The sequence below is a fragment of the Polaromonas sp. YR568 genome (assembly GCF_943369415.1).
In the GTDB taxonomy this organism is placed as follows: domain Bacteria; phylum Pseudomonadota; class Gammaproteobacteria; order Burkholderiales; family Burkholderiaceae_C; genus Polaromonas.
The window spans coordinates 127,871-149,429 of the sequence record NZ_CALRNF020000003.1; the positions used below are offsets into that span (position 1 = coordinate 127,871).

A 21,559-nucleotide genomic window follows, 5' to 3' on the forward strand; every position below is an offset into this window, starting at 1 on the left:
ATGACACAAAAAATCAGGACCCTGCTGGTCGCCAATCGCGGCGAGATCGCCCGCCGCATCCTGCGCAGCGCCCATGCCATGGGCATGCGCACGGTGGCCGTGTATTCGGATGCCGACGCCGGGGCCTTGCATGTGCGCGAGGCCGGCAAAGCCTGTGCGCTGGGCGGCGACAGCTCCGCCGATACCTATCTGCGCATCGACAAGCTGATTGCCGCCGCGCGTGACAGCGGCGCTGATGCGGTGCACCCGGGTTATGGCTTCCTCAGCGAAAACGCGGCCTTTGCCGAAGCGGTGATAGCGGCGGGCCTCACTTGGGTAGGGCCGCCGCCGGCCGCGATCCGGCAGCTGGGCAGCAAGTCGGCCGCCAAGCAGCTGGCGCAATCGCAAGGTGTTCCCTGCCTGCCGGGCTACCAGGGCGAGGACCAGTCGGATGCGCGTTTTGAAGCCGAGGCCGGCCGCATCGGCTACCCCATCATGGTCAAGGCCGTGGCGGGCGGCGGCGGGCGTGGCATGCGCCTGGTGCCGTCGGCCGAGGGATTGACGGCTGCCCTGCGCAGCGCGCGCTCGGAGGCAGGCTCGGCCTTTGGCAGCGAAGAGCTGCTGATCGAAAGAGCCTTGTTGAATCCTCGGCATGTCGAGGTGCAGGTCTTCGCCGATGCGCACGGCCGTTACATCCATCTGGGCGAGCGCGACTGCTCGGTGCAGCGGCGCCACCAGAAACTGGTTGAAGAGACACCAAGTCCCGCCATCGATGCGGCCTTGCGCGCGCGCATGTGCGGCGCGGCCGTCGCGCTCGCGCAGGCGGCGGGCTATGTGGGCGCGGGCACGGTGGAGTTTCTTGTCGACGGCCCCGACTTGAGCGCCGCCGGGCCGCCCCAAGGCGCGAGGGCCCCCTCGGGGGGCAGCGCAGCACACGAAGTGGCAAGCGTGGGGGCTAATTTCTTTTTGATGGAGATGAACACCCGGCTGCAGGTCGAACATCCCGTGACCGAAGCGGTGACGGGGCTGGACCTGGTCGAGTGGCAGCTGCGCGTCGCGCAAGGCGAGGCGCTGCCGCTGGCGCAGGAAGAGGTGGTGTTCACCGGCCACGCCATCGAAGTGCGCCTGTGCGCCGAGGACGAAGACTTCACGCCGCATGCCGGCACGGTCCAGCGCTTTCGCGCGCCTTCTGGCATCCGCTTCGACCATGCTCTGTTTGAAGGCCTGGTGGTGTCGCCGCACTATGACTCCATGCTGGGCAAGCTGGTGGTGCATGCCGCCACGCGCGACCAGGCGGTGGACCAGCTCATCGCGGCGCTGGGCCGCACCGAGGTATTGGGCCTGCCGACCAACCGCGCCTTTCTGGCTGCCTGCCTGGGTCATCCGGTGTTCAGGGCCGGTGATGCGCTGATTCCTTTCCTGGCGGATCACGGCGCCGGGTTGCGCGCGTCATTGAAGAAGGCGCAGGAGGATGCGCTTGTGCCACTGGCGCTGGCGGCGCTTTTCCCTGGGGCTGCCGACCTGCCATGCCCGTTTCCCAAACCGCTGAGGCTGCGCCATCGCGGCGAGGTGCTGGAGTTGCATGTGCGGGAGCGGGGCCAGGGCCGGTTTGAGGTCGAGGCCGGCGGCCAGTCGCGGCAGATGGTGATGGCGGACGCTGGCGAGGCCACGGCCGTGCGTCTCAAAGACGCCGTGGGGCAACCGGCCAGGCGCTGGCATGTACAAGCGGGCGGTGTCGACCTGTTCCTGGAAGACGCGAGCTTTGAAGCCGCAAGCTCTGGCGGCGTGGCCGCGTCAAAGGAACTGCGCGCGCCTTTTAACGGCAAGGTCATCGCCGTGCATGCCGTGCCCGGCCAGGCCGTGCGGCGCGGCGACACCTTGCTGGTGATCGAATCCATGAAGCTGGAACATGCGGTCAACGCCCCGCACGACGCGGTGCTCGCGGCCGTGATGGTGGAGGCCGGGCAGCAAACCGCGCCCGGCCAGGTCTTGCTGAGGTTTGACGCATGAAGCATCTCGCTGCACGACAATCACCACCATGACCAAAGCACCCCAGTCCACCCCCGCCGGCACCATCGAGTTCGAACCCGAATTCATCGCCGGCCTCAAAGACCTGTTCGAAGAAAAAATCGTTTTCAACAAGCTGCTGGGGCTCAAGATCACCTCGGTGACGGCCGACCGGGTCACGGCCCGCATCGACATGCGCAACGAACTGATAGGCCACTATGCCCACAACCGCATCCACGGCGGCGTGATCAGCGCCGGGCTGGACGCCATGGGCGGGCTGGCGGTGATGGCCGCCATAGGCGCGCGGCATATGGACGAAGCGCCGCTTCAGCGGCTGCACCGCTTTGCCAAGCTGGGGACGATTGATTTGCGGATTGACTATTTGCGGCCGGGGATCAGTGAGTACTTTGAACTTCGCGCCGAAGTTCTGCGGCTTGGTTCGCGTGTGGCCAGCACGCGGATGGAGTTTCTGGGCGCCGACGGAAAATTGTTTTCGACCGGAGCGGGGGCGTATATCGTTTCTTAGCCGGGTCTTGCGCCGGCTTGCGCGCGCCCTCTGCTGAGGGTTGCTGGCCGGGTCTCGCCCCGGCGGGCGAGGCACTTTTCTTTGCTTCGCCAAAGAAAAGTACCCAAAAGAAAGGCGACCCTGGTTGCTGCGTCCCTCCGCTTCGCTGCGGGCAACCTGCGGTGCTCGGTCCAGCCGGGGTCAAAAACAACTCGCTTCGCTCAAACAAGTTTTTGCCCTGATCCGTCTGGCCCTCCGCTCCTCGGCGCATCCACAAGGGGCAATCGGGATCTGGAGCGGGGACAAATACAAACAAGGACACGCCATGGCGTGTCCTTGTTTCTTCAGGTATTCGGATTTCTGTCTTCGGCTTTTTGTATTTGGTATTCCTGTCCCCACCCCTTGTGTATGCGCCGAGGAGCGCAGGTTCAGGCGGATAAGGGATCGCGTTGTTTGAGCGAAGCGCAGCGTAGCGAGTTTAGCGAGACCCCGCCTGAACCGAGCACCGCAGGTTGCCCCGGAGCGAAGCGCAGGGGACGCAGACACCAGGGTCGCCTTTCTTTTGCTTACTTTTCTTTGGCGAAGCAAAGAAAAGTGAGTTGCCGCCGGGCAACCCCCGGCCAGCAATCCTCCGCAGGGGACGCACCGCCGGAGCAAGCTACAACATCAGCTAAGCAGGACCCTCGTAGCCTAGGGCATTAAGAAATTCCTTCCGCCACCAATGCACATCAAACTCCCGAATGTTCTTGAGCATCTTCTGGTGCCGGGCCTGCCGCTCCACCAGCGGCATCTGCAGGGCGCGCTGTATGGTGTCGGCCGTGCCGTCGATGTCGTAGGGGTTGACCAGCAGCGCGTCTTCGAGCTGCTCGGCCGCGCCGGCAAAGCGCGACAGCACCAGCACGCCGGGGTCGGCCGGGTCCTGCGCGGCGATGAATTCCTTGGCCACCAGGTTCATGCCGTCGCGCAGCGGCGTGACCAGCGCCACCCGCGCCACGCGGTACAGGCCGGGCAGGCGTTTGCGCGCCACGTTGCGGTGGATGTAGCGTATCGGCATCCAGTCGAGTTCACCAAAATTGCCGTTGGTGGCGCCGCACAGGCTTTCGAGTTCCTGCAGCAGGTCGGTGTAGGTGCCCATGTCCTCGCGGCTGGGCGAGGCGATCTGGATCAGCGTGGCGCTGCGGATGTTTTCGGGGTATTTTTTCAGCAGGGTCGCGAACGCCTTCATGCGCTGCGGCAGGCCCTTGGAATAATCGAGCCGCTCCACGCCCAGCAGCAGCTTGCGGCGTGAATACTCTTCTTTCATGCGCTCGTACATGTCGCGCGCGTCCTGCGCATGCGTGAGCGCCGCGAATTCGTCGACGTCGATGCCGATCGGGAAAGCGCCCGCCCGCACTGTGCGGTGAAAGGCGCGAAAGCGGTTGCCGCCCAGCGCCACGGCGCCGGCCTCGGCCTGCACGTAGCGCGAGAAGTGCAGCAAATCGTTCTCGCTCTGGAAGCCGACCAGGTCGTACGCGAACAGCGCGCGCATCAGCCATTCGTGCTGCGGAATGGCCGCCAGGATCTGCTGCGGCGGCAGCGGGATGTGCAGGAAAAAGCCGATGCGGTTGTTGCAGCCCATGGCGCGCAGCTCGGCGGCCATGGGGATCAGGTGGTAGTCGTGGATCCAGATGATATCGTCGGGCTGCAGCAGGGCCATGAGCTTGTGCGCGAACAGCCGGTTCACGCGGCGGTAGGCCTCGATGAAACCCGCGTCGAACCGCGCCAGGTCCAGCCGGTAATGGAACACCGGCCACAGCACGCCGTTGCTGTAACCCAGGTAGTAGCCCGCGTGGTCTTCCGTCGACAGGTCCACGGTGGCCAGGGTGACGTCGCCGGCCTGTTGCACGTGCAGCTCGCCCTCACCCGGCGCACCGCCTTCGACCACGGTGCCGCTCCAGCCGAACCACAGCCCGCCGGTGGCGTTCAGTGCATCACCCAGCGCGACGGCAAGGCCGCCGGCCGCGGCTTTGCGGGGATCGGCCACGCGATTCGAGACAACAACCAAACGGCTCATGATGCGCAACCTTCCGTATCAGCGGGGGCCGCAGAACCGGCTTTGCCGGGCCGCAGGCGCCAGCCCCTTGCAAGGGGGGGAGGTGCTACACGAAGTGAGCATCCGGCGGGGGTGTTCATCTTCATACCTGGCTCTCCCAGGGCGTGGAGAGGCGCACGGCGGCATTGATGATCCCCACCATCGAATACGTCTGCGGAAAGTTGCCCCACATCTCGCCGGTTACCGGGTGCGTGTCTTCCGACAGCAGGCCGACGTGGTTGCGCGCGGCCAGCATGGTGTTGAAGATTTCGCGGGCCTGTTCCTTGCGGCCTATGCGCGCCAGCGCGTCGATGCGCCAGAAGGTGCAGATGTTGAAGGCGGTTTCGGGTTTTCCGAAATCGTCGGGCGCCTCATAGCGGCGCATGTAGGGGCCGTCGCACAAATGGGTTTCCAGCGCGTCCACCGTGGCGATGAAGCGCGGGTCTTTCGGGTCGATGAAGCCGACTTCGATCATCAGCAACACGCTGGCGTCGAGGTCGCGCCCGCCGAAGCTTTCGGCGAAGGACTGGCGCTCTTCGCTCCAGGACTCGCGCAGGATGCGCTCCTGCATCACCGCCGCATGGCGGCGCCAGTAGTCGGCGCGGTCCTGCAGTTTGAGCGTCACCGCGATCTTGGCCAGCCTGTCGCAGGCGGCCCAGCACATCAGGGCCGACGAGGTGTGGATGCGCGCGCGCGTGCGCAGCTCCCACATGCCGGCGTCGGGCTTGTCGTAGTTGTGCACGGCCTGTTCGCCGACTTCCTCCAGCCGCTTGAATTCCGCGGCGCCCGCTCGGTGCAGCAGCCGGTGGTCGTGAAAGGCCTGGGCCGCGCCCAGTACCACGTTGCCGTAGACGTCGTGCTGGAAGTGCTCCTGTGCCTGGTTGCCCACGCGCACCGGGCCCATGCCGCGGTAGCCGCCCAGGTGCACCATGGTGGATTCGGGCAGCTCGCGCTCCAGGCCTATGCCGTACAGCGGCTGGATGTGCCCGCCCTTGGACTGCACCACCACGTTGCTGAGCCAGCGCAGGTAGTCTTCCATGGTGCCGACTTCCGACAGGCTGTTGAGCGCGCGCACCACAAAAAAGGCGTCGCGCAGCCAGCAGTAGCGGTAGTCCCAGTTGCGCTGGCTGCCGGGCGCCTCGGGAATGCTGGTGGTCATGGCGGCGACGATGGCGCCGGTGTCTTCAAACAGCGAGAGCTTGAGCGTGATGGCAGCGCGTATCACGGCCTCCTGCCACTCCAGCGGGATGTGCAGGCGCTGGCTCCACTTGCGCCAGTAGGAAATGGTTTCCTGCTCGAACAGGCGCGCGGTGTCGGAAATGCCTTCGGGCAGCGACTCGTCGGCGCCCAGCAGGAAGTTGTGTTCGCGCGTCAGCACAAAAGGCTGCTTTGACAGCAGGTGAGAAATCGACGCGTCGGTGTTCAGGCGTAGCGTGAGCTCGTCGCCGACGAAGCGCAGGTGGTTGCTGCCCTGGGTGATCAGCGGCTTGCGCCGGCCCCAGTCGAAACGCACGTCCAGCGAGACGCGTATGCGCGGCGCGCCGTGGATGGGTTTGACGCGGCGCACCAGCGTCATGGGCCTGAAAAAGCGCGAGCGGCTGAAAAACCGCGGCGCGAAGTCGGTGATCTCTATGCCCTGTCCGCGCGTGTCGAACAGCTGGGTGCGCAACACGGCGGTATTCGGTTCGTACCACTGCTTGGCCTCGGCGAAGTCCTCGATCTCGATGGCAAAGGCGCTGGACTGCGAGTCGTGCGTGCCGGGGGCCGTCGCGTCCGCTTGCCCGGGCTGGGGTTCGAGCAGCGCGTTGAACACCGGGTCGCCGTCAAAGCGCGGCAGGCAGCACCAGACGATGCGGCCGCGCGCGTCGATCAGCGCGCTGAAGGCGCAGTTGCCGATGACGCCCATGGCCAGCGAAGGCTCGGCCGGCGGCGCGAAGTGCAGGGAGTCGGCGCTGATGCTCATGATCGGCTTTCTGGCGCGGCGGCCGGTGCATCGTTATTTTCTTCTTTGGCCATGCCGCCGAAGGCCGCATGCAGCCACTGGCGCAGCGCCTCGGGGGACGCGCAGCGATGGCGCGCCACGGTGGCGCCTTCGCCCACCTTGATGCCCTCGCCGCCCAGCGACTGCACGGCGGCAAAGCCGGCTTCGTCGGTGGTGTCGTCTCCGGCGAACAAGGGCAGTCGGCCGGCAAAGGGCGGTTCGGCCATGAAGGCCTTGATCGCCGAGCCCTTGCTGACGTTGGCCGGCTTGACTTCAAAAACAAATTTTCCGCGCAGCAGCTCGACGCCGGGCGTGCGGTCGGCGGCCTCCTGCATGACCTGCAGGCAAAGCGCTTCGAGTTCGGGCGCGTGGCGGTAGTGCAGGGCCACGGCCGCCTGCTTGATTTCCACGCGCAGGCCGTCGTGTTGCGCGGCCAGTTCGGTGGCGCGTTCGGCGAGCGCCCGCAGGTCGGGCTCCGCCAGGCTGGCGACGCGCCCCCGCGTGTCGCGGCGCTGCGCGCCGTGCTCGGTGGCCAGGGGCAACTGCAAAGGTGAGAGGAAAGCGTCAAGGTCGGCCAGCCTGCGGCCCGAGACAATCGCCAGCGCGCCGTCAAGCTGCGCCGAAAGCCGCATCAGGGCCGGGATCACGCCGGGGGCAATCAGCACGGCGTCGGGCTCGGGCGCCAGGTCGGCCAATGTGCCGTCAAAGTCCAGAAAGAGCGCGGTCTGCGCGTTGATGGCCGGCAACTGGCCGGCGGGGCCGGAAAGTGGTGAGAGCGATGAAGGCGCGGACGCTGATGAGGAAGGTGATAAATGCATCGCCATTCACCTTAGCAGAGGCCTTGCCGGAGCGCTGTAGGCCGGTTTCGCTTTTTACCCTGGAGCGGGAGGCGGCTGCCCTGTATCGGTGCCGGGGATGCCGGCCTGCACCGCTTTGACGCGTGCCTTGTGGATCACTTCGCCGATCTGCTTGCCGTCGCGGCCCGCCGCCTGCGCCTCAAGCGCCAGCGGCTGTGTCTGCACCGACTGGGCCGCGGCCAGGGCCTGCAGCAAACGGGGGCGCTGCGGATAGGCCGAATCGTGCAGGCCCAGGCGGCCGCGCGCGTCGCATTCGCAGGCCAGCAAAATGTCGGCGAAGCGCTGGGGCTTGCGAAGGGCGTCGCAGCGCTCCAGCAGCCGCACCACGGCCGCGGCGCCCAGGCTTTCGCTGCGGTGGATGTTGCCGTGCTCGCGCGCCACCACGTCGGCGATCTCGCGGCAGTCCACCGGCACACGCAGGCGTTCGCACACGTCCTTGAGCAGGCGCGCGCTGCGCTCTTCATGGCCGATGTGGCGCGGCAGGACGTCGGCCGGCGTGGTGCCCTTGCCCAGGTCGTGGCACAGGCAGGCAAAGCGCACGGGTAAGGGCGCCTTGAGCTGAGCCGACATGTCCAGCACCATCATCAGGTGAATGCCGGTGTCGACCTCGGGGTGGTGGCTGGCGGTTTGCGGCACGCCCCAGAGGCGCGCGACTTCGGGCAGCAATTTTTCGAGTGCGCCGCTTTCGCGCAGCACCTCGAACATGCGCGAAGGCTTGTCCGTCATGAGCCCGCGTGCCAGTTCCTGCCACACACGTTCAGGCACCAGCGCATCGACCTCGCCGCCGGCCACCATGTCACGCATCAGCGCCAGGGTTTCGGGCGCCACCGAAAAATCGGGGAACCGTGCGGCAAAACGGGCCAGACGCAAAATGCGCACCGGGTCTTCGCGGAACGCGTCCGTCACGTGGCGCAGAACTTTGCCTTCGATGTCTTTTTGGCCGCCGAAGGGGTCTATCAGCGCGGAAAAATCGGGCTCGAACTTGCCGGGAGCGCTGTCGCCGCGTGCGGGCGCCGCGATGGCGTTGATGCTCAGGTCGCGCCGCGCCAGGTCCTGCTCCAGCGTCACATCGGGCTCGGCGTGCATCACAAAGCCGCGGTAGCCGGGGGCGGTCTTGCGCTCGGTGCGGGCCAGTGCGTACTCTTCACGCGTTTCGGGGTGCAGGAACACCGGGAAGTCCTTGCCCACCGGCAAATAGCCTTGCGCCGCGAGTTCCCCGGGCGTGGCACCCACGACCACCCAGTCGTGGTCCTGCACGGGCAAGCCCAGCAAGGCATCGCGCACCGCGCCACCGACCATGTAAATCTGCATGACGGCCAGTTTAGCGGTTGGCGGCCGGGGCGGTCCCGGCATCGCTGTTCAGGAGAACACGGGCCGGAAGAAGCTGCGTTCGTAGCTGACGATGCAGCCCGTGGTCTCGGCGTACTTGAACGCCGCCTGGCACTCCGCGTCTTCAAACGAGCGCTGGCGGTAGCTTTCGTAGGCCGCCAGGCTGTCGAAGGTGAACAGGGCCAGCGCGATGTTGTTGGCGCCTTCGCCGGGCATGAAGTAGCCGTGGTGCCTGCCGCCGAATTTTTCGACCAGCGGGATCCACAGCTTGCCGTAGTGCTCGAACTCCTTGAGTTTGGCGGTGTTGAGCACGTAGCGCAGGTAAATCGTGACCATGGTGTCTCCTGCTTCAGCGCTTCACGCGGTAAGGCTCTTCGAAGTCGCGGAAATCGTTTTCGGCGAGCGCGTCGTCTATCCAGGTCTTGACGCCGGGCAACGCGGTGACGCGCTGCATGTAGGCGCTGATGGCCGGCGGCACGGGCAGGGCGTAGCGGCTCAGGCGCATACACACGGGTGCGAAGAAGGCATCGGCGATGGTGAATTCACCGAACAGCATGGGGCCTTTGTACTGCTCCAGCAATTCCGTCCACATCTCGACCAGGCGCTGCACGTCGGCGCGCACCGCCGATTTGTCGCGCCAGATCAGCTGGCCCATGTCCGACAGGTCGGCCTCGATGTTCATCGGGCAGGCCGAACGCAGGGCGCCGAAGCCGCTGTGCATCTCGGCGCAGATGCTGCGCGCCCGGGCGCGCGCCTTCACGTCCTGCGGCCAGAGCTTTTTGTCGGGAAAGCGCTCGGCCAGGTATTCGGCAATGGCCAGCGTATCCCAGACGACAAAACCGCCGTCGTCCAGCGCCGGGACACGGCCGGTCGGGTTCACACCACCGATTTTTTCCTTGAAGCTTGAATTGGCATCGAAGGAGTCAAAACGCAGCTTGACCTCTTCAAAAGGAATGCCGGCCTGCTTGAGCAGCACCCAGGGGCGCATGGACCAGGAAGAGTAATTTTTATTGCCGATGTAGAGCTTGAGCATGGGGTCCCCGTCTGCTGGTGATGAAGTCGAAAGTCAAGGCGAAGCGACTTGCGATGCTACCGCCGTACGAAATCGCGATTGATGCTAAAAACCCTCGAAATTGATGCTGGACCCCCGCTTCGATTCTTCCCTGAAGGCTTTCTCTTTACCAGTCAGGGCCGCGGGACTGGCTTTGCCAGACCGCAGGCGCAGCGGCCCCCTCGGGGGGCAGCGACCCACACGAAGTGGGGGAGCGTGGGGGCTTAAAACCTGCCGGCCGTCTTGCGTTTGGCCATCAGCCCGCTGCGCAAGCCCTGCGCGCCCAGGTAGGACGGGGCAATCGCATCCAGCGCCGCCGGGTGTATGCCCAGCGCCTGAAGGCCGGGCAGCTTGCCGGTGGCCACGTTGTCGCTGGCCATGGCGTCGAGGTTGTCGCGGCTGAGCATGGGCTCGCCGGGCGCCAGTTCCATGAGGCGCGCCTGCAGCCGGCCCAGTGCGGCGGGGAGCCCGATCACGGGCCGGCCCTTGCCGCCGTGGATGCCGGCGTAGCGGCCCGCCAGCTTCACCAGCTGCCGCAGCGTGAACACCTCGGGCCCGCACACCTCGTAAATCTGGCCCACGGTGTCGGCATCCTGCAGGCAATGCACGATGGCGTCGGCCACGTCTTCCACCCACACGGGCTGGAAGCGCGCATCGGCGGCGGCCAGCGGGATCAGGGGGAACAGCTGCTGCAGCCGCGCGAAGGTGTTGAGGAATTTGTCTTCGGCACCGAAGATCACGCTGGGCCGCAGCACGGTCACGTCCAGCCCGGTGCTCAGCAGCACGGCTTCGCCGCGCGCCTTGCTGCGCTGGTACATCGACGGCGAGCCGGTTGACGCGCCCAATGCGCTGATGTGGACGATGCGGCGCAGGCCGCTGGCCTCGCAGGCGCGGGCCAGTTCCAGCGGCAGCGCCACGTGCGCCTTGTCGAAGGCGGCCTGCGAGCCGTGCAGGATGGCGACCAGGTTGACGACGGCGTCGTGGCCGGCCAGCAGCGGCGCCAGCGAGCTGCTGTCGTGGGGGTCGGCCTCGATCACGTCGACCAGCGGCAGCATCTGCAGGTGGCGGGCGTTGTCGCGCCGGCGCGTCACAACGGTGACGCGGCATTGCAGCTGGGCCAGTTTTTCACAGACATGGCGCCCGACAAAGCCGGTGCCGCCCAGGAGGAGTATTTTGTTCATAGGCCCTAATTTAGCGCTTTTGCGTTTACTTGCGCGGAAATCCGGTCTTGGCCTACACGCCGGGTCCCTCCCGCTCCGCATAATTTCCCGATGAATATTTTTGAAGCGCTGCGAACCAGCCACGACACCCAGCGCGCGCTGGCCGACCACCTGATCAAGACCCAGGGCGACAGCCCGGACCGCGATTCACTGTTCAAGGAGCTCAAGCGCGAACTGGCGGCGCATGCGGCGGCCGAGGAGCGTTTTTTCTATGTGCCCCTGATCGCGCACGACATGACCCAGGAGCCTTCACGCCACGGCATCGCGGAACACCACCAGATGGACAAGCTGGTGGAGACGCTGGAAGAGACCGATTTCAGTTCACCGGCCTGGCTGGCCACGGCCAAGGAACTGCACCACAAGATTTACCACCACCTTGAGGACGAGGAGCAGGGTGTGTTCCAGTTGGCAGGCAAGGTGCTCAGCGAGGCCGAGAAGCTGTCGCTGGCCAAGGGCTACGAAGGCGAATTTGTCTCGCAGCGCACCAAGGACTGAAACACCACGGCTTGCCTGGGCGCAGGCCCCCGGCAGGTTTATGAACCGTCGCGCCGGGTATCGCCGTCGGGCTTGAGCAGCGGCTCCGGCTTCTCCATCATCCGCACCAGCCGCGGCACCACCGCCAGAATCCCCAGCGCCAGCAAGGTGCTGAGCACGGCGGTTGCTTCGCGCCCCATGCCGGCCGCCACGCCGATCGCGGCGGTCAGCCAGATGCCGGCGGCGGTCGTAAGGCCTTTGACTTGCTCTTCGTCGTCGCTGTGGCCCTTGACGTGGCCTTTGAGGATGGCGCCCGCGCCCAGGAAGCCGACACCGGCGACGATGCCTTGAATCACACGGCTCAGGTCGGCGCTGAGCATGCCGGTCTGCTGAGACACCAGCACGAACATCGCGGCGCCCATGGCCACCAGCATGTGGGTGCGCACACCGGCGGCCTTGCCTTTTTGTTCACGCTCTATGCCCAGCAGGCCGCCCAGAAAGGCGGCCAGCGTCAGGCGCACCATGACGCGCGTGGCCTGCTCGGCATCGGGCAGGTCCGAAAACTCCGAGGCGATGGTTTCACCGATTTGCTGCCACCAGCTGGATGCCATGCGGACTCCTTGTCACTTGTTCGGTTTGTGGATGGGTTTGCCCGCCGAATGTACCTTCTCCACTGCGTAGCGTCAGCAGAAGCCCTGCCCGCTTTCAGGGGATAGATGTCAGGGATGGATTTTTTCCCCGCGCTGCAGCATGGCAAAAAACAGCGCAAGCCGGCGTTCGCGCGTCCCGGCTTTCTTCGCGGTCTGCAGCCTGAACAGAATGGCGAAGCGGTTGCGCGAATCGAGTGACTCAAAGAAGGCTTTTGCCTTGGGCTTTTTGGCCAGCAGGGCGGCCAGGTCGTCGGGCACGGTGATCTTGCTCTGCGCGTCATAGGCCGCGTCCCAGCGGCCGTCGGCCCTGGCGCGTTCGACTTCGGCCAGGCCCGCCGGCTGCATCCTGCCGGATGCGATCAGCGCCATGGCCTTGTCGCAGTTGATCCTGGACCAGATGCTGCGCGTGCGGCGCGGCGTGAACTTCTGCAGGAAAAACTCCCCGTCCAGCGCGTTGCGCCGGCCGTCTATCCAGCCGTGGCAGAGGGCGGCTTCCACCGCCTCCGCATAGGAGACGGAAGCGATGCCCGAATCCTTTTTGGCGATCTTCAGCGTGATGCCGGGACTGCTTGCATGGTGTTTGGCCAGCCAGGTCTCCCAGTTCTTTGTGGTTTTGCAATGAAGGGTCGCGAGGGTGTCGGGTGCGGCGGGCATGCGGCATTGTGCGCGACACGCGGGGCCAGCCGCAAGGCCATGAAAAAACCGCCCGGAGGCGGTTGTTTCGGTGAGAGGCCGAGGCGCTCACTGCGTGATGTAGTCCGACACCACTTTCCAGCGCGCATCCTGCAGCACCGACAGGCGCGACTGGTTGTTGCCCAGGCGTTTTTGCGGGCCGAATTTGCCTTCGGAGCTGCCGAAGATGTCGGGCGGGTACACCATGGTGTCCATGGCCTTGATGAAGCTGTCGGTCGACAGCGTGGCGCCGGCCTTTTGCGAGGCGCGGATGAAGCTGTCGATCACCGTGTAGCCGTAGACCGAGAACACCGTGGGGTCTTCGTTGAAGGCGGTCTTGTACTTGTTGGCCCAGAAGCGGATCGGTTGCGAAGCCTCGTCGAGGTAGGGGTTCTGCACCGTCATGGTCGCGTAGAGGCCGTCCATGGCCTTGCCGCCCAGCTTGTGGATCAGGTCGGTGTAGGCGGCGCTGGAGCCCAGGAAGACCGGGTTGTAGCCCAGCTTGCGCGCCGTGCCTATGCCGCCTATGGTCTCGCGGATGATGGTGCCCAGCACCACCAGGTCGCACTCCGAGGCCTTGAGCTTGGCGACCTGCGACGAAAAATCGGTGGCGCCGCGCTTGAAGGAGGTTTTTTCGACCATGGTCATGCCTATGGTTTTCAGGCCGTCGTCGGCGCCGCGCTGCACTTCCAGGCCGAACTCGTCGTCCTGGTACATGGAGCAGACTTTTTTGGCGTTCTTCTCCTTGACCAGCTTGGGCACGGCGGCCTTCATCTGGTCGTAGTAGGTGGCGGCGAACGAGTACTTGAGCTTGTGGAAGGGCTCATACATCTCGCGGGCGGCCGTCACCGGGAAGAAGTTGATGACGTTTTTTTCGAACTGCACCGGCATGGCCGCCAGGTTCTGTGCCGTGCCCAGGTGGCCCACCATGGCGAAGATCTTGTCCTGGTTCACCAGTTTCTGCGCCGCCAGCACCGCCTTCTTGGGGTCGTAGCCCGAGTCCTCGACGATGAGCTTGATCTTGCGGCCGTTGATGCCGCCCTGCTCGTTGAGCTCGTCCACGCGCAAGGTCATGCCGTTGCGTATCTGCTTGCCGAAGCCCGCCAGCGGCCCCGACAGGTCCTGGATGGAGCCCAGGGTGATTTCGGTCTTGCTGACGCCCTGGCTTTGCGCCTGCGCCGGCGCGGCCGCGAGGGCGGCGGCACAGGCGAGCGCGGAAAGTACGGTGCTTGATTTCAGTCTCATGGTTTGTCTCCTGAAAGGTTTTTTATCCACTCGTGCTCAGTACATGGCCTCGATGTGCGGGGCGTATTTTTGTTCTACGAGCCTGCGCTTGAGCTTCATGGTCGGCGTGAGTTCTTCATCCTCCGCCGTGAGCTGTGTATCGAGCAGGAAAAATTTCTTGATCTGCTCGACCCGCGCAAACTTTTTGTTGACCCGGTCGATTTCCGACTGGATCAATTCTTGCACTTCAAGCGCCCGCGTCAAGCTGGCGTAATTACTGAAGGGTATGTCCGCATCCTGGGCGAATTTCTCGACGTTTTCCTGGTCGATCATGATGATGCAGGTGAGGTAGGGGCGCTTGTCGCCTATGACCACCGCGTCGGTCACGTAGGGCGAGAACTTGAGCTCGTTCTCCAGTTCGCTGGGCGTCACGTTCTTCCCGCCGGCCGTGATGATGATGTCCTTCATGCGGTCGGTGATCCTGAAGTAGCCTTCCTCGTCCATCACACCCACGTCGCCGGTGTGCAGCCAGCCCTGGTCGTCCAGGGTTTCCGCGGTTTTTTCGGGCTGGTTCAGGTAGCCCATGAAGACGTTGGGGCCGCGCACCAGGATCTCGCCGGTGGCCGGGTCCAGCCGCATTTCGTTGTAGCCGGCGGCCGGGCCTATGGAGCCCGGCTTCATGCGGCTGGCCGGCACGCCGCTGGCGGCGCCGCAGGTCTCCGTCATGCCCCAGACCTCCAGCATGGGCACGCCCAGCGCCATGTACCACTTGACCAGGTCCGGCGAGATCGGCGCCGCGCCCGTCACGCAAAAGCGCGCGCGGTGTATGCCGATCAGCTTGCGCGTGTTGTTGAGCGCCAGCCAGCGCGCCAGCGTGAACCGTATCTTCATCCCCCTGCCGACAGGCCGGCCCGCCAGCACCGTGTCGGCGATGCGCATGCCCACGCCTATGCTCCAGGCGTAGGCGGCCTGCTGCAACCAGCTGGCTTCCTTGAGCGCGATCATCACGCCGGAATAAAACTTCTCCCACACGCGCGGCACGGCGGTGAACACCGTGGGTGCGATTTCGCGCACGTTCTCGGGAATGGTCTCGGGGTTCTCGACGAAGTTGAGTCTGGCGCCCGCGTACAGCGAAAAATATTCGCCGCCCATGCGCTCGGCGATGTGGCACAGCGGCAAGAAGCACATGCGCTCATCGTCTTCGTCCTGCGCCACCAGCGTGTTGTAGCCGCGCGCGGTGAACACCAGGCCGTGGTGGCTGTGCATGGCGCCCTTGGGCTTGCCGGTCGTGCCCGAGGTGTAGACCAGGATGGCAAGGTCTTCGGGTTCACACTCCGCGGCGCGTTCTTCCACCGCGTCGGGGTATTCGGCCAGGTAGCCGCGGCCCAGCGCGCGCAGCGCGTCCAGGCTCATCACGCCCGGGTCGTCGAGGTCGCGCAGGCCTTCCATGTCGAACACGATCACCCGGCGCAGCAGCGGCAGCTGGGGCCGCACTTCCAGCGTCTTGTCGAGCTGCTCGTCGTCCTCGACAAACAGCAGCGTGGTGCGCGAGTCCTCGCAGAGGTAATGCACCTGTGAGGCCGCGTCCGTCGGGTAGATGCCGCTGCTGACGCCGCCGCAGCTCAGCACCGCGAGGTCGGCCAGCACCCAGTCGATCACGGTGTTGGACAGGATGGAGGCGCACTCGCCGCGCGCAAAGCCCAGGCTCAGCAGCCCGGCCGCGATCTCGCGCACCGCGTCGCCGGTCTGCGTCCAACTCCAGCTGCGCCAGATGCCCAGCTTTTTTTGCCGCATCCAGGTCTTGCCGCCGCGCTGCGCCACCGCGTTCCAGAACACGGCGGGAATCGTCTCGCCCGGCATGACAACGTCATATTCGGGCTGGATGTGGCTCAAGTCCCAGAGATTACTCATTCAAAACTCCAATACCGCGACCCAACAGGTCCAGTGCAAGGATGCCGCGGAACCGGCTTTGCCGGGCCGCAAGCATCGCCCCCCAGTGGGGGGAGGCGGCCGAAGGCCGCTTCAGGGGGCGTCTTTCTCACCGCCAAGTCTTTTTCTTCTTCCAGCGACGCTCGCCGCGCACGCCGTCTTCCTTCATGCCGAGGTAGAACTCCTTGATGTCCTCCTTCTCGCGCAGGCGGGCGCAGGTGTCTTCCATCACGATGCGGCCGTTTTCGAGCACGTAACCGTAGTCCGCGGCGCTGAGCGCCATGTTGGCGTTCTGCTCGACCAGCAATATCGTGGTGCCGCGCTCGCGGTTGATGCGCACCACGATCTCGAATATTTCCTTGGTGAGCTTGGGCGACAGGCCCAGGCTGGGCTCGTCAAGCAGGATCAGGTCGGGCGAGGCCATCAGCGCGCGCGAGATCGCCAGCATCTGCTGCTGGCCGCCCGAGAGCAGGCCGGCATCCTGCGCGGCGCGCTCTTTCAGGATGGGGAAGTAGCCGTACACCGCCTCCATGTCCAGCGCTACGCCATCGCTGTCCTTGCGGGTGTAGGCGCCCATCAGCAGGTTGTCGCGCACGCTGAGCAGCGGGAACACTTCGCGGCCCTCGGGCACGTGGCTCAGGCCTTGCTGCACGATGAAGGCCGGGTCCTGCGCGGTGATGTCCTGGCCCTTGAAGTCGATGGAGCCCTTGCGCGGATCCAGGATGCCCGAGATGGTTTTGAGGATGGTGGACTTGCCCGCGCCGTTGGAGCCCAGCACGGTGGCGATTTCGCTGCGCCGCACCTGCAGGCTCACGCCGCGTATGGCCTTGATCGGGCCGTAGGCGCTTTCGACGTTGAGCAGCTTGAGGACGGGCTGGTCGCTGACCGGTGGAGGCGCCGCGCTCATGCCGATCTCCTCAGGGAAGAGACTTCATCGACCGAGCCCAGGTAGGCCTCGATCACACCCGGGTCGTTCTGCACCTCGCGCGGCGTGCCCACGGCCAGCACTTCGCCCTGGTTCATGGCCAGCACGCGGTCCGACACGCGCGAGACCAGCGTCATGTCGTGCTCGACCATCAGCACCGTGATGCCCAGCTCGTGCTGGATATCCTGGATCCAGAAGGCCATGTCGCCGGTCTCCTCGACGTTGAGGCCGGAAGACGGCTCGTCGAGCAGCAGCAGCCGCGGTTCGGTGCACAGCGCGCGCGCCAGTTCCACGACTTTGCGCACACCGTAAGGCAGGCCGGCCACCATGGAATCGCGGTGGTGCTGCAGGTCCAGGAAGTCGATGACCTGCTCGGCTTTTTCACGCGCCTGCAGTTCGGCCTCGCGCGCCTTCGTGGTGAAAAAGAGGTCGTGCAGCAGGCCGGTCCGGCGGTGCGTGTGCCGGCCTATCAGCAGGTTGTGCAGCACCGTTGCGTGCTCGAACAGCTCGATGTTCTGGAAGGTGCGCGCGATGCCGAGCGCGGCAATCTTGTGCGGCGGCTGGGCCGTGAGTTTTTCGCCGCGGTATTCGATCTCGCCGCTGGTGGGCGTGTAGATGCGGCTGATCAGGTTGAACACCGTGGTCTTGCCCGCGCCGTTGGGGCCTATCAGTGTGAAGACCTCGCCCTCCTTGACGTCAAAGCTGACCTTGTTGACAGCCAGCACGCCGCCGAAGCGCACGCTGAGGTCTTTGGCTGAGAGAAGAATATCGGTCATGGATCGAGCGACGCCGGGCCGCCCCAAGTCGCGAGGGCCCCCTCGGGGGGGCGGCGTAGTACACGAAGTGACAAGCGTGGGGGTCATTTCAACCTGTCCGACTTCTGGAAGGATTTCTGCCGCTTGAAGAGGCCTTTGCGGTAAAACGGAAAGAGCTGGAAGTAGGTACGGATCTTGAGCCAGCGGCCGTAAAGTCCTAGCGGCTCGAACAGCACAAAGGCGATCAGCACCATGCCATAGACGGCTGCCTGCAGGCCGGGCGCCTGGCCTATGGCGGCGGGCAGGTAGTCCTTGGTCAGGGCGATCACCTGCGGCATCGATATCAGGAAGATGGCGCCCAGGAAGGCACCGTGCACCGAGCCCACGCCGCCTATGACGATCATCAGCAGCAGGTCTATGGACTGCAGGATGTTGAACTGGTCGGGCGAGATGAACTGCAGCTTGTGGGCGTAAAGCGCGCCGGCAACGCCGGCCAGCGCGGCCGACAGCGCGAAGGACAGGGTCTTGTAGTGCGCCAGGTGTATGCCCATGCTCTGCGCCGAGATCTCGGAGTCGCGTATCGCCACAAAGGCCCGGCCCGTGGGCGAGCGCAGCAGGTTGAGGATGGCCAGCGTGGAAGCCACGGTGATGACGAGGCAGAGGAAATAAAACGACTCGCCGCTCGCGAGCTTCCAGCCGAACATGTCGGGCGCCTTGATGTGGATGCCGGCATTGCCGCCGGTCACGCTTTCCCAGCGCGCGAACACCTCTTCGACGATGAAGCCGAAAGACAGCGTGGCCATGCCCAGGTAGATGCCCTTGACGCGCAGGGCGGGCAGGCCCACGACCAGGCCCACAGCGGCCGAGAGCGCGGCGGCGCAGGCCAGCGCGATGGGGAAGGGCAGCCCTGCATTCGTGAGCACGGCTTGCGTATAGGCGCCCACGCCCAGGAAGGCCGCATGGCCCAGCGAGAACAGGCCGGTGAAACCCGCCAGCAGCATCAGGCCCAGGCCGGCGATGGCGTAAATCATCACAAAGGTCAGCTGCGCGAGCCAGTATTCGGCGATCAGCCAGGGCGCGGCCAGCAAGACCCCCATCAGCGTGCCGTACCAGAACACATGGCCCGGGTGTTTGGCGAGCTTGAGGTCCTGGCCGTAATCGGTTTTAAAAATGAAGCGCATGACGGGTTAAACCTTTTTGCGCAGTTTTTCGCCGAACAGGCCGCTGGGCCTGACCATCAGCATGATGAGCACCACCACATAGGCGGCGATGTCCTTGAAGCCGTCGGGCAGGTAAAAACCCGAGAATGATTCGACCAGGCCTATGACCAGGCCGCCGACGATGGCGCCTGGCAGGCTGCCGAAGCCGCCCACCACCGCGGCCGGAAAGGCCTTGAGCCCGATAAAGCCCATGTTGGCGTGCACAAAGGTGATGGGCGCCAGCAGCAGGCCGGCAATCGCCGCCACGGCCGAGGCCAGGCCCCAGACCAGGCCGTTGAGCCGCTTGACGGGAATGCCCATGTAATAGGCCGCCAGCTGGTTTTGCGACGAGGCCTGCATGGCGATGCCGAGCTTGCTGTATTTGAAGAGCGCGAACAAGGCCAGGCACAGCACCGCCGTGCTGCCGATGATGGCGACCTGCTCGACATTGATGACCAGCGTGCCGGCGGTCCATATCCGGTCCTTGTAGGGAACGGGCAGCACATAGGTTTCGGTGCCTATGCCGGGAATCATGGTGATGAGGCCGCGCGCCGTGTAGCCTACGCCTATGGTCAGCATGACGATGGAAAACGCCGGCTGGCCGAGGATGGGACGTATCACCAGGCGCTCCAGCAGCATGCCGAACAGCGCCATGCCGGCAATCGCGCTGAGCACGGCGAGCCAGAAGGGAAAGCCCAGCAGGCTCATGGCGGCCAGGCCCGCGAAGGCGCCCAGCATCATCAGCTCGCCCTGCGCAAAACTGACCGTCTCGGTGGCTTTGTAGATCAGCACAAAACCCAGTGCGATCAGCCCGTAGATGCAACCTTGGGCGATGCCGCTGATGAGCAGCTGCAGGAATTGCAAACGCGTCTCCCCTTGTAATTAGCTTTGGTTATAGCTGTCGCATAAAGGTCTGTCGCTAGGGGTTGTTCCGAATACGTGTCGCATTGGCGATCAAGCCAAATGAAGCCATGCAAGCAAATGTTCGAATCGGCGCCGGCCTGGGTTTTTACGGCGACGCGTGGGAACCTGTGGCCGCAAGCATTGAGCGCGGCGGCGTGCATTACATCGCAAGCGACCATCTCGCGGAACTGACGTTGGCCATCCTGCAGAAGGACCGGCAGCGCGACGCATCGCTGGGCTATGCGCGCGACGTGCTTCCCATGCTGATGAGGCTGTGGCCGCTGATGCAGGCGCGCGGCGTGAAGTTCATCTGCAATGCCGGCGGTCTGAATCCATCCGGCGCAGCAGCTGCGCTGCGCGCCGCATTTTCGGCCAAGGGCTTGAAGGCGCGCATTGCGGTCGTCACCGGCGATGAGGTGTTGCCGCAGCTGGCGGCGCTGGCGCCGCCGCATCTATTCACTGCGCAGCCCATCGAATCCGTGCGCGAGCGCATGGTGTTTGCCAACGCCTATCTCGGCGCGCGGCCCATCGTGTCGGCGCTGCGGCAGGGCGCCGACATTGTCATCACCGGGCGTGTGGCCGACGCGGCGCTGTTCCTCGCGCCGCTGGTGCATGAATTCGGCTGGAAGCTTGAAGACGCCGCCACGCAGCCCGAGCTGGACCGGCTGGCGCAGGGCCTGGCGGTCGGGCACCTGCTCGAATGTTCAGGCCAGGGCAGCGGCGGCAACTTCGGCAGCCAGGGCGCCTGGAAGGCGATTCCCGACCTGGCCCACATCGGCTACCCGATCGCCGAGGTCGGCGAAGACGGCGCGGCGCTGATCACCAAGGCGCCGGGCACCGGCGGGCGCATTAACTTCGACACCGTGCGCCAGCAACTGCTCTACGAGGTGCATGACCCCACATGCTATGTCTCGCCCGACGTGGTGCTGGACCTCTCGGCGCTGCATCTCGAAGACCTGGGCGATGACAAGGTGCGCATGACGGGCGCGCGCGGCCACCCGCGGCCCGCGCAGCTCAAGCTCGTGGGCGGCTTTCGGGACGGCTACAAGGCCGAGGTGACCTGGGGTTTCAGCTGGCCCGACGCCTGGGACAAGGCGCAGGCGGCGGTCGCCATGGTGAAGGCGCAACTGGCCGACAGGCACATGGCGCATGACGAACTCTTTGTTGAGTTCCCGGGGCTCAATTCGGCGCACGGCCCGCTGGCGCCCATGCCCGCGCCCGAAGCACTGGCCGAACTCAACGAGGTCTGGGTGCGCATGGTGGTCCGCACGCAGGACAAGGCGGTGGCCGACGGTTTCGGACGGCTGTTTCCGTGGATGGCGCTCAGCGGGCCCGCTTACACCTGCGGCTTTCACGGCCTGAACAACAGCAGCGAGTTGCTGGGCATCTGCCCCGCGCTGGTGGACCGCGAAGCGGTCGAGGCGGCGGTGCGTGTGGAGGTGCTGCCCTCATGAAAGTGCAACTCGTGAAACTCGCGCATGCGCGCAGCGGCGACAAGGCCGACTGGGTGGACTTCGGCCTCTTCGCCTGGAACGAGGCGGGCTACCGGCTGATTGAACGCGAGGTCACGGCCGAATGCGTGCAGGCGCACTTCGCGCCCTGGCTGCCGGGCACGGTGCAGTGCTGGGCCCTGCCCAACATCCTGGCGCTCAAGCTGGTGCTGCAGGGTGCGCTGCAAGGCGGCGGGGCGCGCAACCTGCGCATGGACAACCTCGGCAAGGCCATGGCGGCGGCCTTGCTGCGCATGGAGATCGAGGTCAGCACCGCCGAATTGGCCGAGGCCGGCGCCGCGCCGCGCGTGGGCTGGTGGCCGGAGGCGCCGTGAGGT

At 65.3% G+C, this 21,559-nt stretch carries 20 protein-coding genes; 5 read left to right on the forward strand and 15 right to left on the reverse strand.

The features are described from left to right. Complete coding sequence (locus ACLV74_RS03105) at positions 1-1,989, forward strand: biotin carboxylase N-terminal domain-containing protein (RefSeq protein WP_411877905.1); 1,989 nt, start codon at positions 1-3, stop codon at positions 1,987-1,989. A gap of 28 nt (positions 1,990-2,017) precedes the next feature. Further along, positions 2,018-2,512, forward strand: coding sequence for a thioesterase family protein (locus ACLV74_RS03110; RefSeq protein ID WP_411877906.1), 495 nt, complete (start codon positions 2,018-2,020; stop codon positions 2,510-2,512). 649 nt (positions 2,513-3,161) lie between these two features. On the opposite strand, the gene otsA is transcribed toward ACLV74_RS03110, so the two are convergent. From otsA to ACLV74_RS03145, 7 genes are all read right to left on the reverse strand, one after another. Next, entirely contained in the window at positions 3,162-4,544 is a 1,383-nt protein-coding gene (gene otsA, locus ACLV74_RS03115; protein WP_411877907.1) for an alpha,alpha-trehalose-phosphate synthase (UDP-forming), read from the reverse strand. Positions 4,545-4,665: 121 nt separating this feature from the next. Next, positions 4,666-6,525 (reverse strand): glycoside hydrolase family 15 protein, encoded by a 1,860-nt coding sequence (locus ACLV74_RS03120; protein WP_411877908.1) that lies wholly within the window; start codon positions 6,523-6,525, stop codon positions 4,666-4,668. Further along, a complete protein-coding gene (gene otsB / locus ACLV74_RS03125; RefSeq protein WP_411877909.1) occupies positions 6,522-7,361 on the reverse strand; it encodes a trehalose-phosphatase in 840 nt (279 codons plus the stop codon). The genes ACLV74_RS03120 and otsB overlap by 4 nt, the downstream gene beginning before the upstream one ends. A gap of 54 nt (positions 7,362-7,415) precedes the next feature. Then, on the reverse strand, positions 7,416-8,711 hold the full coding sequence (locus ACLV74_RS03130; protein ID WP_411877910.1) for a multifunctional CCA addition/repair protein: 1,296 nt from the start codon (positions 8,709-8,711) through the stop codon (positions 7,416-7,418). Between the two features lie 48 nt (positions 8,712-8,759). Continuing rightward, the gene (locus tag ACLV74_RS03135; RefSeq protein WP_411877911.1) at positions 8,760-9,065 is read right to left on the reverse strand and encodes an NIPSNAP family protein; all 306 of its coding nucleotides are present in this window, start codon (positions 9,063-9,065) and stop codon (positions 8,760-8,762) included. 13 nt (positions 9,066-9,078) lie between these two features. Further along, positions 9,079-9,762 carry a glutathione S-transferase family protein gene (locus ACLV74_RS03140; RefSeq protein WP_411877912.1) on the reverse strand — a complete coding sequence of 228 codons (684 nt, stop codon included), beginning with the start codon at positions 9,760-9,762 and terminating at the stop codon, positions 9,079-9,081. A 242-nt stretch (positions 9,763-10,004) separates the two neighbouring features. Then, positions 10,005-10,961, reverse strand: coding sequence for a complex I NDUFA9 subunit family protein (locus tag ACLV74_RS03145; RefSeq protein WP_411877913.1), 957 nt, complete (start codon positions 10,959-10,961; stop codon positions 10,005-10,007). A 90-nt stretch (positions 10,962-11,051) separates the two neighbouring features. Here ACLV74_RS03145 and ACLV74_RS03150 point away from each other — a divergent pair, with 90 nt between their 5' ends. After that, entirely contained in the window at positions 11,052-11,495 is a 444-nt protein-coding gene (locus ACLV74_RS03150; protein WP_411877914.1) for a hemerythrin domain-containing protein, read from the forward strand. 38 nt (positions 11,496-11,533) lie between these two features. On the opposite strand, the gene ACLV74_RS03155 is transcribed toward ACLV74_RS03150, so the two are convergent. From ACLV74_RS03155 to ACLV74_RS03190, 8 genes are all read right to left on the reverse strand, one after another. Beyond that, positions 11,534-12,085: an MgtC/SapB family protein gene (locus tag ACLV74_RS03155; RefSeq protein ID WP_411877915.1), complete on the reverse strand. Its 552-nt coding sequence runs from the start codon at positions 12,083-12,085 to the stop codon at positions 11,534-11,536. A 108-nt stretch (positions 12,086-12,193) separates the two neighbouring features. Further along, positions 12,194-12,778, reverse strand: coding sequence for a YdeI/OmpD-associated family protein (locus tag ACLV74_RS03160; RefSeq protein WP_411877916.1), 585 nt, complete (start codon positions 12,776-12,778; stop codon positions 12,194-12,196). 87 nt (positions 12,779-12,865) lie between these two features. Then, a complete protein-coding gene (locus ACLV74_RS03165; protein WP_411877917.1) occupies positions 12,866-14,041 on the reverse strand; it encodes an ABC transporter substrate-binding protein in 1,176 nt (391 codons plus the stop codon). Positions 14,042-14,077: 36 nt separating this feature from the next. Continuing rightward, positions 14,078-15,931, reverse strand: a complete 1,854-nt coding sequence (locus ACLV74_RS03170) for an AMP-dependent synthetase/ligase (protein ID WP_411877918.1) — start codon at positions 15,929-15,931, stop codon at positions 14,078-14,080. A gap of 127 nt (positions 15,932-16,058) precedes the next feature. Continuing rightward, positions 16,059-16,856 carry an ABC transporter ATP-binding protein gene (locus tag ACLV74_RS03175; protein WP_411877919.1) on the reverse strand — a complete coding sequence of 266 codons (798 nt, stop codon included), beginning with the start codon at positions 16,854-16,856 and terminating at the stop codon, positions 16,059-16,061. Continuing rightward, positions 16,853-17,650, reverse strand: a complete 798-nt coding sequence (locus ACLV74_RS03180) for an ABC transporter ATP-binding protein (RefSeq protein ID WP_411877920.1) — start codon at positions 17,648-17,650, stop codon at positions 16,853-16,855. The genes ACLV74_RS03175 and ACLV74_RS03180 overlap by 4 nt, the downstream gene beginning before the upstream one ends. A gap of 83 nt (positions 17,651-17,733) precedes the next feature. Continuing rightward, positions 17,734-18,810 carry a branched-chain amino acid ABC transporter permease gene (locus ACLV74_RS03185; RefSeq protein ID WP_411877921.1) on the reverse strand — a complete coding sequence of 359 codons (1,077 nt, stop codon included), beginning with the start codon at positions 18,808-18,810 and terminating at the stop codon, positions 17,734-17,736. Positions 18,811-18,816: 6 nt separating this feature from the next. Further along, a complete protein-coding gene (locus ACLV74_RS03190; protein ID WP_411877922.1) occupies positions 18,817-19,692 on the reverse strand; it encodes a branched-chain amino acid ABC transporter permease in 876 nt (291 codons plus the stop codon). Positions 19,693-19,799: 107 nt separating this feature from the next. Here ACLV74_RS03190 and ACLV74_RS03195 point away from each other — a divergent pair, with 107 nt between their 5' ends. Both ACLV74_RS03195 and ACLV74_RS03200 read left to right on the forward strand, forming a co-directional pair. Beyond that, positions 19,800-21,185: an acyclic terpene utilization AtuA family protein gene (locus ACLV74_RS03195; RefSeq protein WP_411877923.1), complete on the forward strand. Its 1,386-nt coding sequence runs from the start codon at positions 19,800-19,802 to the stop codon at positions 21,183-21,185. Then, positions 21,182-21,556 carry a hypothetical protein gene (locus ACLV74_RS03200; RefSeq protein ID WP_411877924.1) on the forward strand — a complete coding sequence of 125 codons (375 nt, stop codon included), beginning with the start codon at positions 21,182-21,184 and terminating at the stop codon, positions 21,554-21,556. The genes ACLV74_RS03195 and ACLV74_RS03200 overlap by 4 nt, the downstream gene beginning before the upstream one ends. Positions 21,557-21,559 lie beyond the last annotated feature (3 nt).

Excerpts from the sequence above, each read along its gene's own strand:
- ACLV74_RS03105 (WP_411877905.1), top strand. The coding sequence starts at position 1 with ATGACACAAAAAATCAGGACCCTGCTGGTCGCCAATCGCGGCGAGATC.
- ACLV74_RS03110 (WP_411877906.1), top strand. The coding sequence starts at position 2,018 with ATGACCAAAGCACCCCAGTCCACCCCCGCCGGCACCATCGAGTTCGAA.
- otsA (WP_411877907.1), bottom strand. The coding sequence starts at position 4,544 with ATGAGCCGTTTGGTTGTTGTCTCGAATCGCGTGGCCGATCCCCGCAAA.
- ACLV74_RS03120 (WP_411877908.1), bottom strand. The coding sequence starts at position 6,525 with ATGAGCATCAGCGCCGACTCCCTGCACTTCGCGCCGCCGGCCGAGCCT.
- otsB (WP_411877909.1), bottom strand. The coding sequence starts at position 7,361 with ATGCATTTATCACCTTCCTCATCAGCGTCCGCGCCTTCATCGCTCTCA.
- ACLV74_RS03130 (WP_411877910.1), bottom strand. The coding sequence starts at position 8,711 with ATGCAGATTTACATGGTCGGTGGCGCGGTGCGCGATGCCTTGCTGGGC.
- ACLV74_RS03135 (WP_411877911.1), bottom strand. The coding sequence starts at position 9,065 with ATGGTCACGATTTACCTGCGCTACGTGCTCAACACCGCCAAACTCAAG.
- ACLV74_RS03140 (WP_411877912.1), bottom strand. The coding sequence starts at position 9,762 with ATGCTCAAGCTCTACATCGGCAATAAAAATTACTCTTCCTGGTCCATG.
- ACLV74_RS03145 (WP_411877913.1), bottom strand. The coding sequence starts at position 10,961 with ATGAACAAAATACTCCTCCTGGGCGGCACCGGCTTTGTCGGGCGCCAT.
- ACLV74_RS03150 (WP_411877914.1), top strand. The coding sequence starts at position 11,052 with ATGAATATTTTTGAAGCGCTGCGAACCAGCCACGACACCCAGCGCGCG.
- ACLV74_RS03155 (WP_411877915.1), bottom strand. The coding sequence starts at position 12,085 with ATGGCATCCAGCTGGTGGCAGCAAATCGGTGAAACCATCGCCTCGGAG.
- ACLV74_RS03160 (WP_411877916.1), bottom strand. The coding sequence starts at position 12,778 with ATGCCCGCCGCACCCGACACCCTCGCGACCCTTCATTGCAAAACCACA.
- ACLV74_RS03165 (WP_411877917.1), bottom strand. The coding sequence starts at position 14,041 with ATGAGACTGAAATCAAGCACCGTACTTTCCGCGCTCGCCTGTGCCGCC.
- ACLV74_RS03170 (WP_411877918.1), bottom strand. The coding sequence starts at position 15,931 with ATGAGTAATCTCTGGGACTTGAGCCACATCCAGCCCGAATATGACGTT.
- ACLV74_RS03175 (WP_411877919.1), bottom strand. The coding sequence starts at position 16,856 with ATGAGCGCGGCGCCTCCACCGGTCAGCGACCAGCCCGTCCTCAAGCTG.
- ACLV74_RS03180 (WP_411877920.1), bottom strand. The coding sequence starts at position 17,650 with ATGACCGATATTCTTCTCTCAGCCAAAGACCTCAGCGTGCGCTTCGGC.
- ACLV74_RS03185 (WP_411877921.1), bottom strand. The coding sequence starts at position 18,810 with ATGCGCTTCATTTTTAAAACCGATTACGGCCAGGACCTCAAGCTCGCC.
- ACLV74_RS03195 (WP_411877923.1), top strand. The coding sequence starts at position 19,800 with ATGCAAGCAAATGTTCGAATCGGCGCCGGCCTGGGTTTTTACGGCGAC.
- ACLV74_RS03200 (WP_411877924.1), top strand. The coding sequence starts at position 21,182 with ATGAAAGTGCAACTCGTGAAACTCGCGCATGCGCGCAGCGGCGACAAG.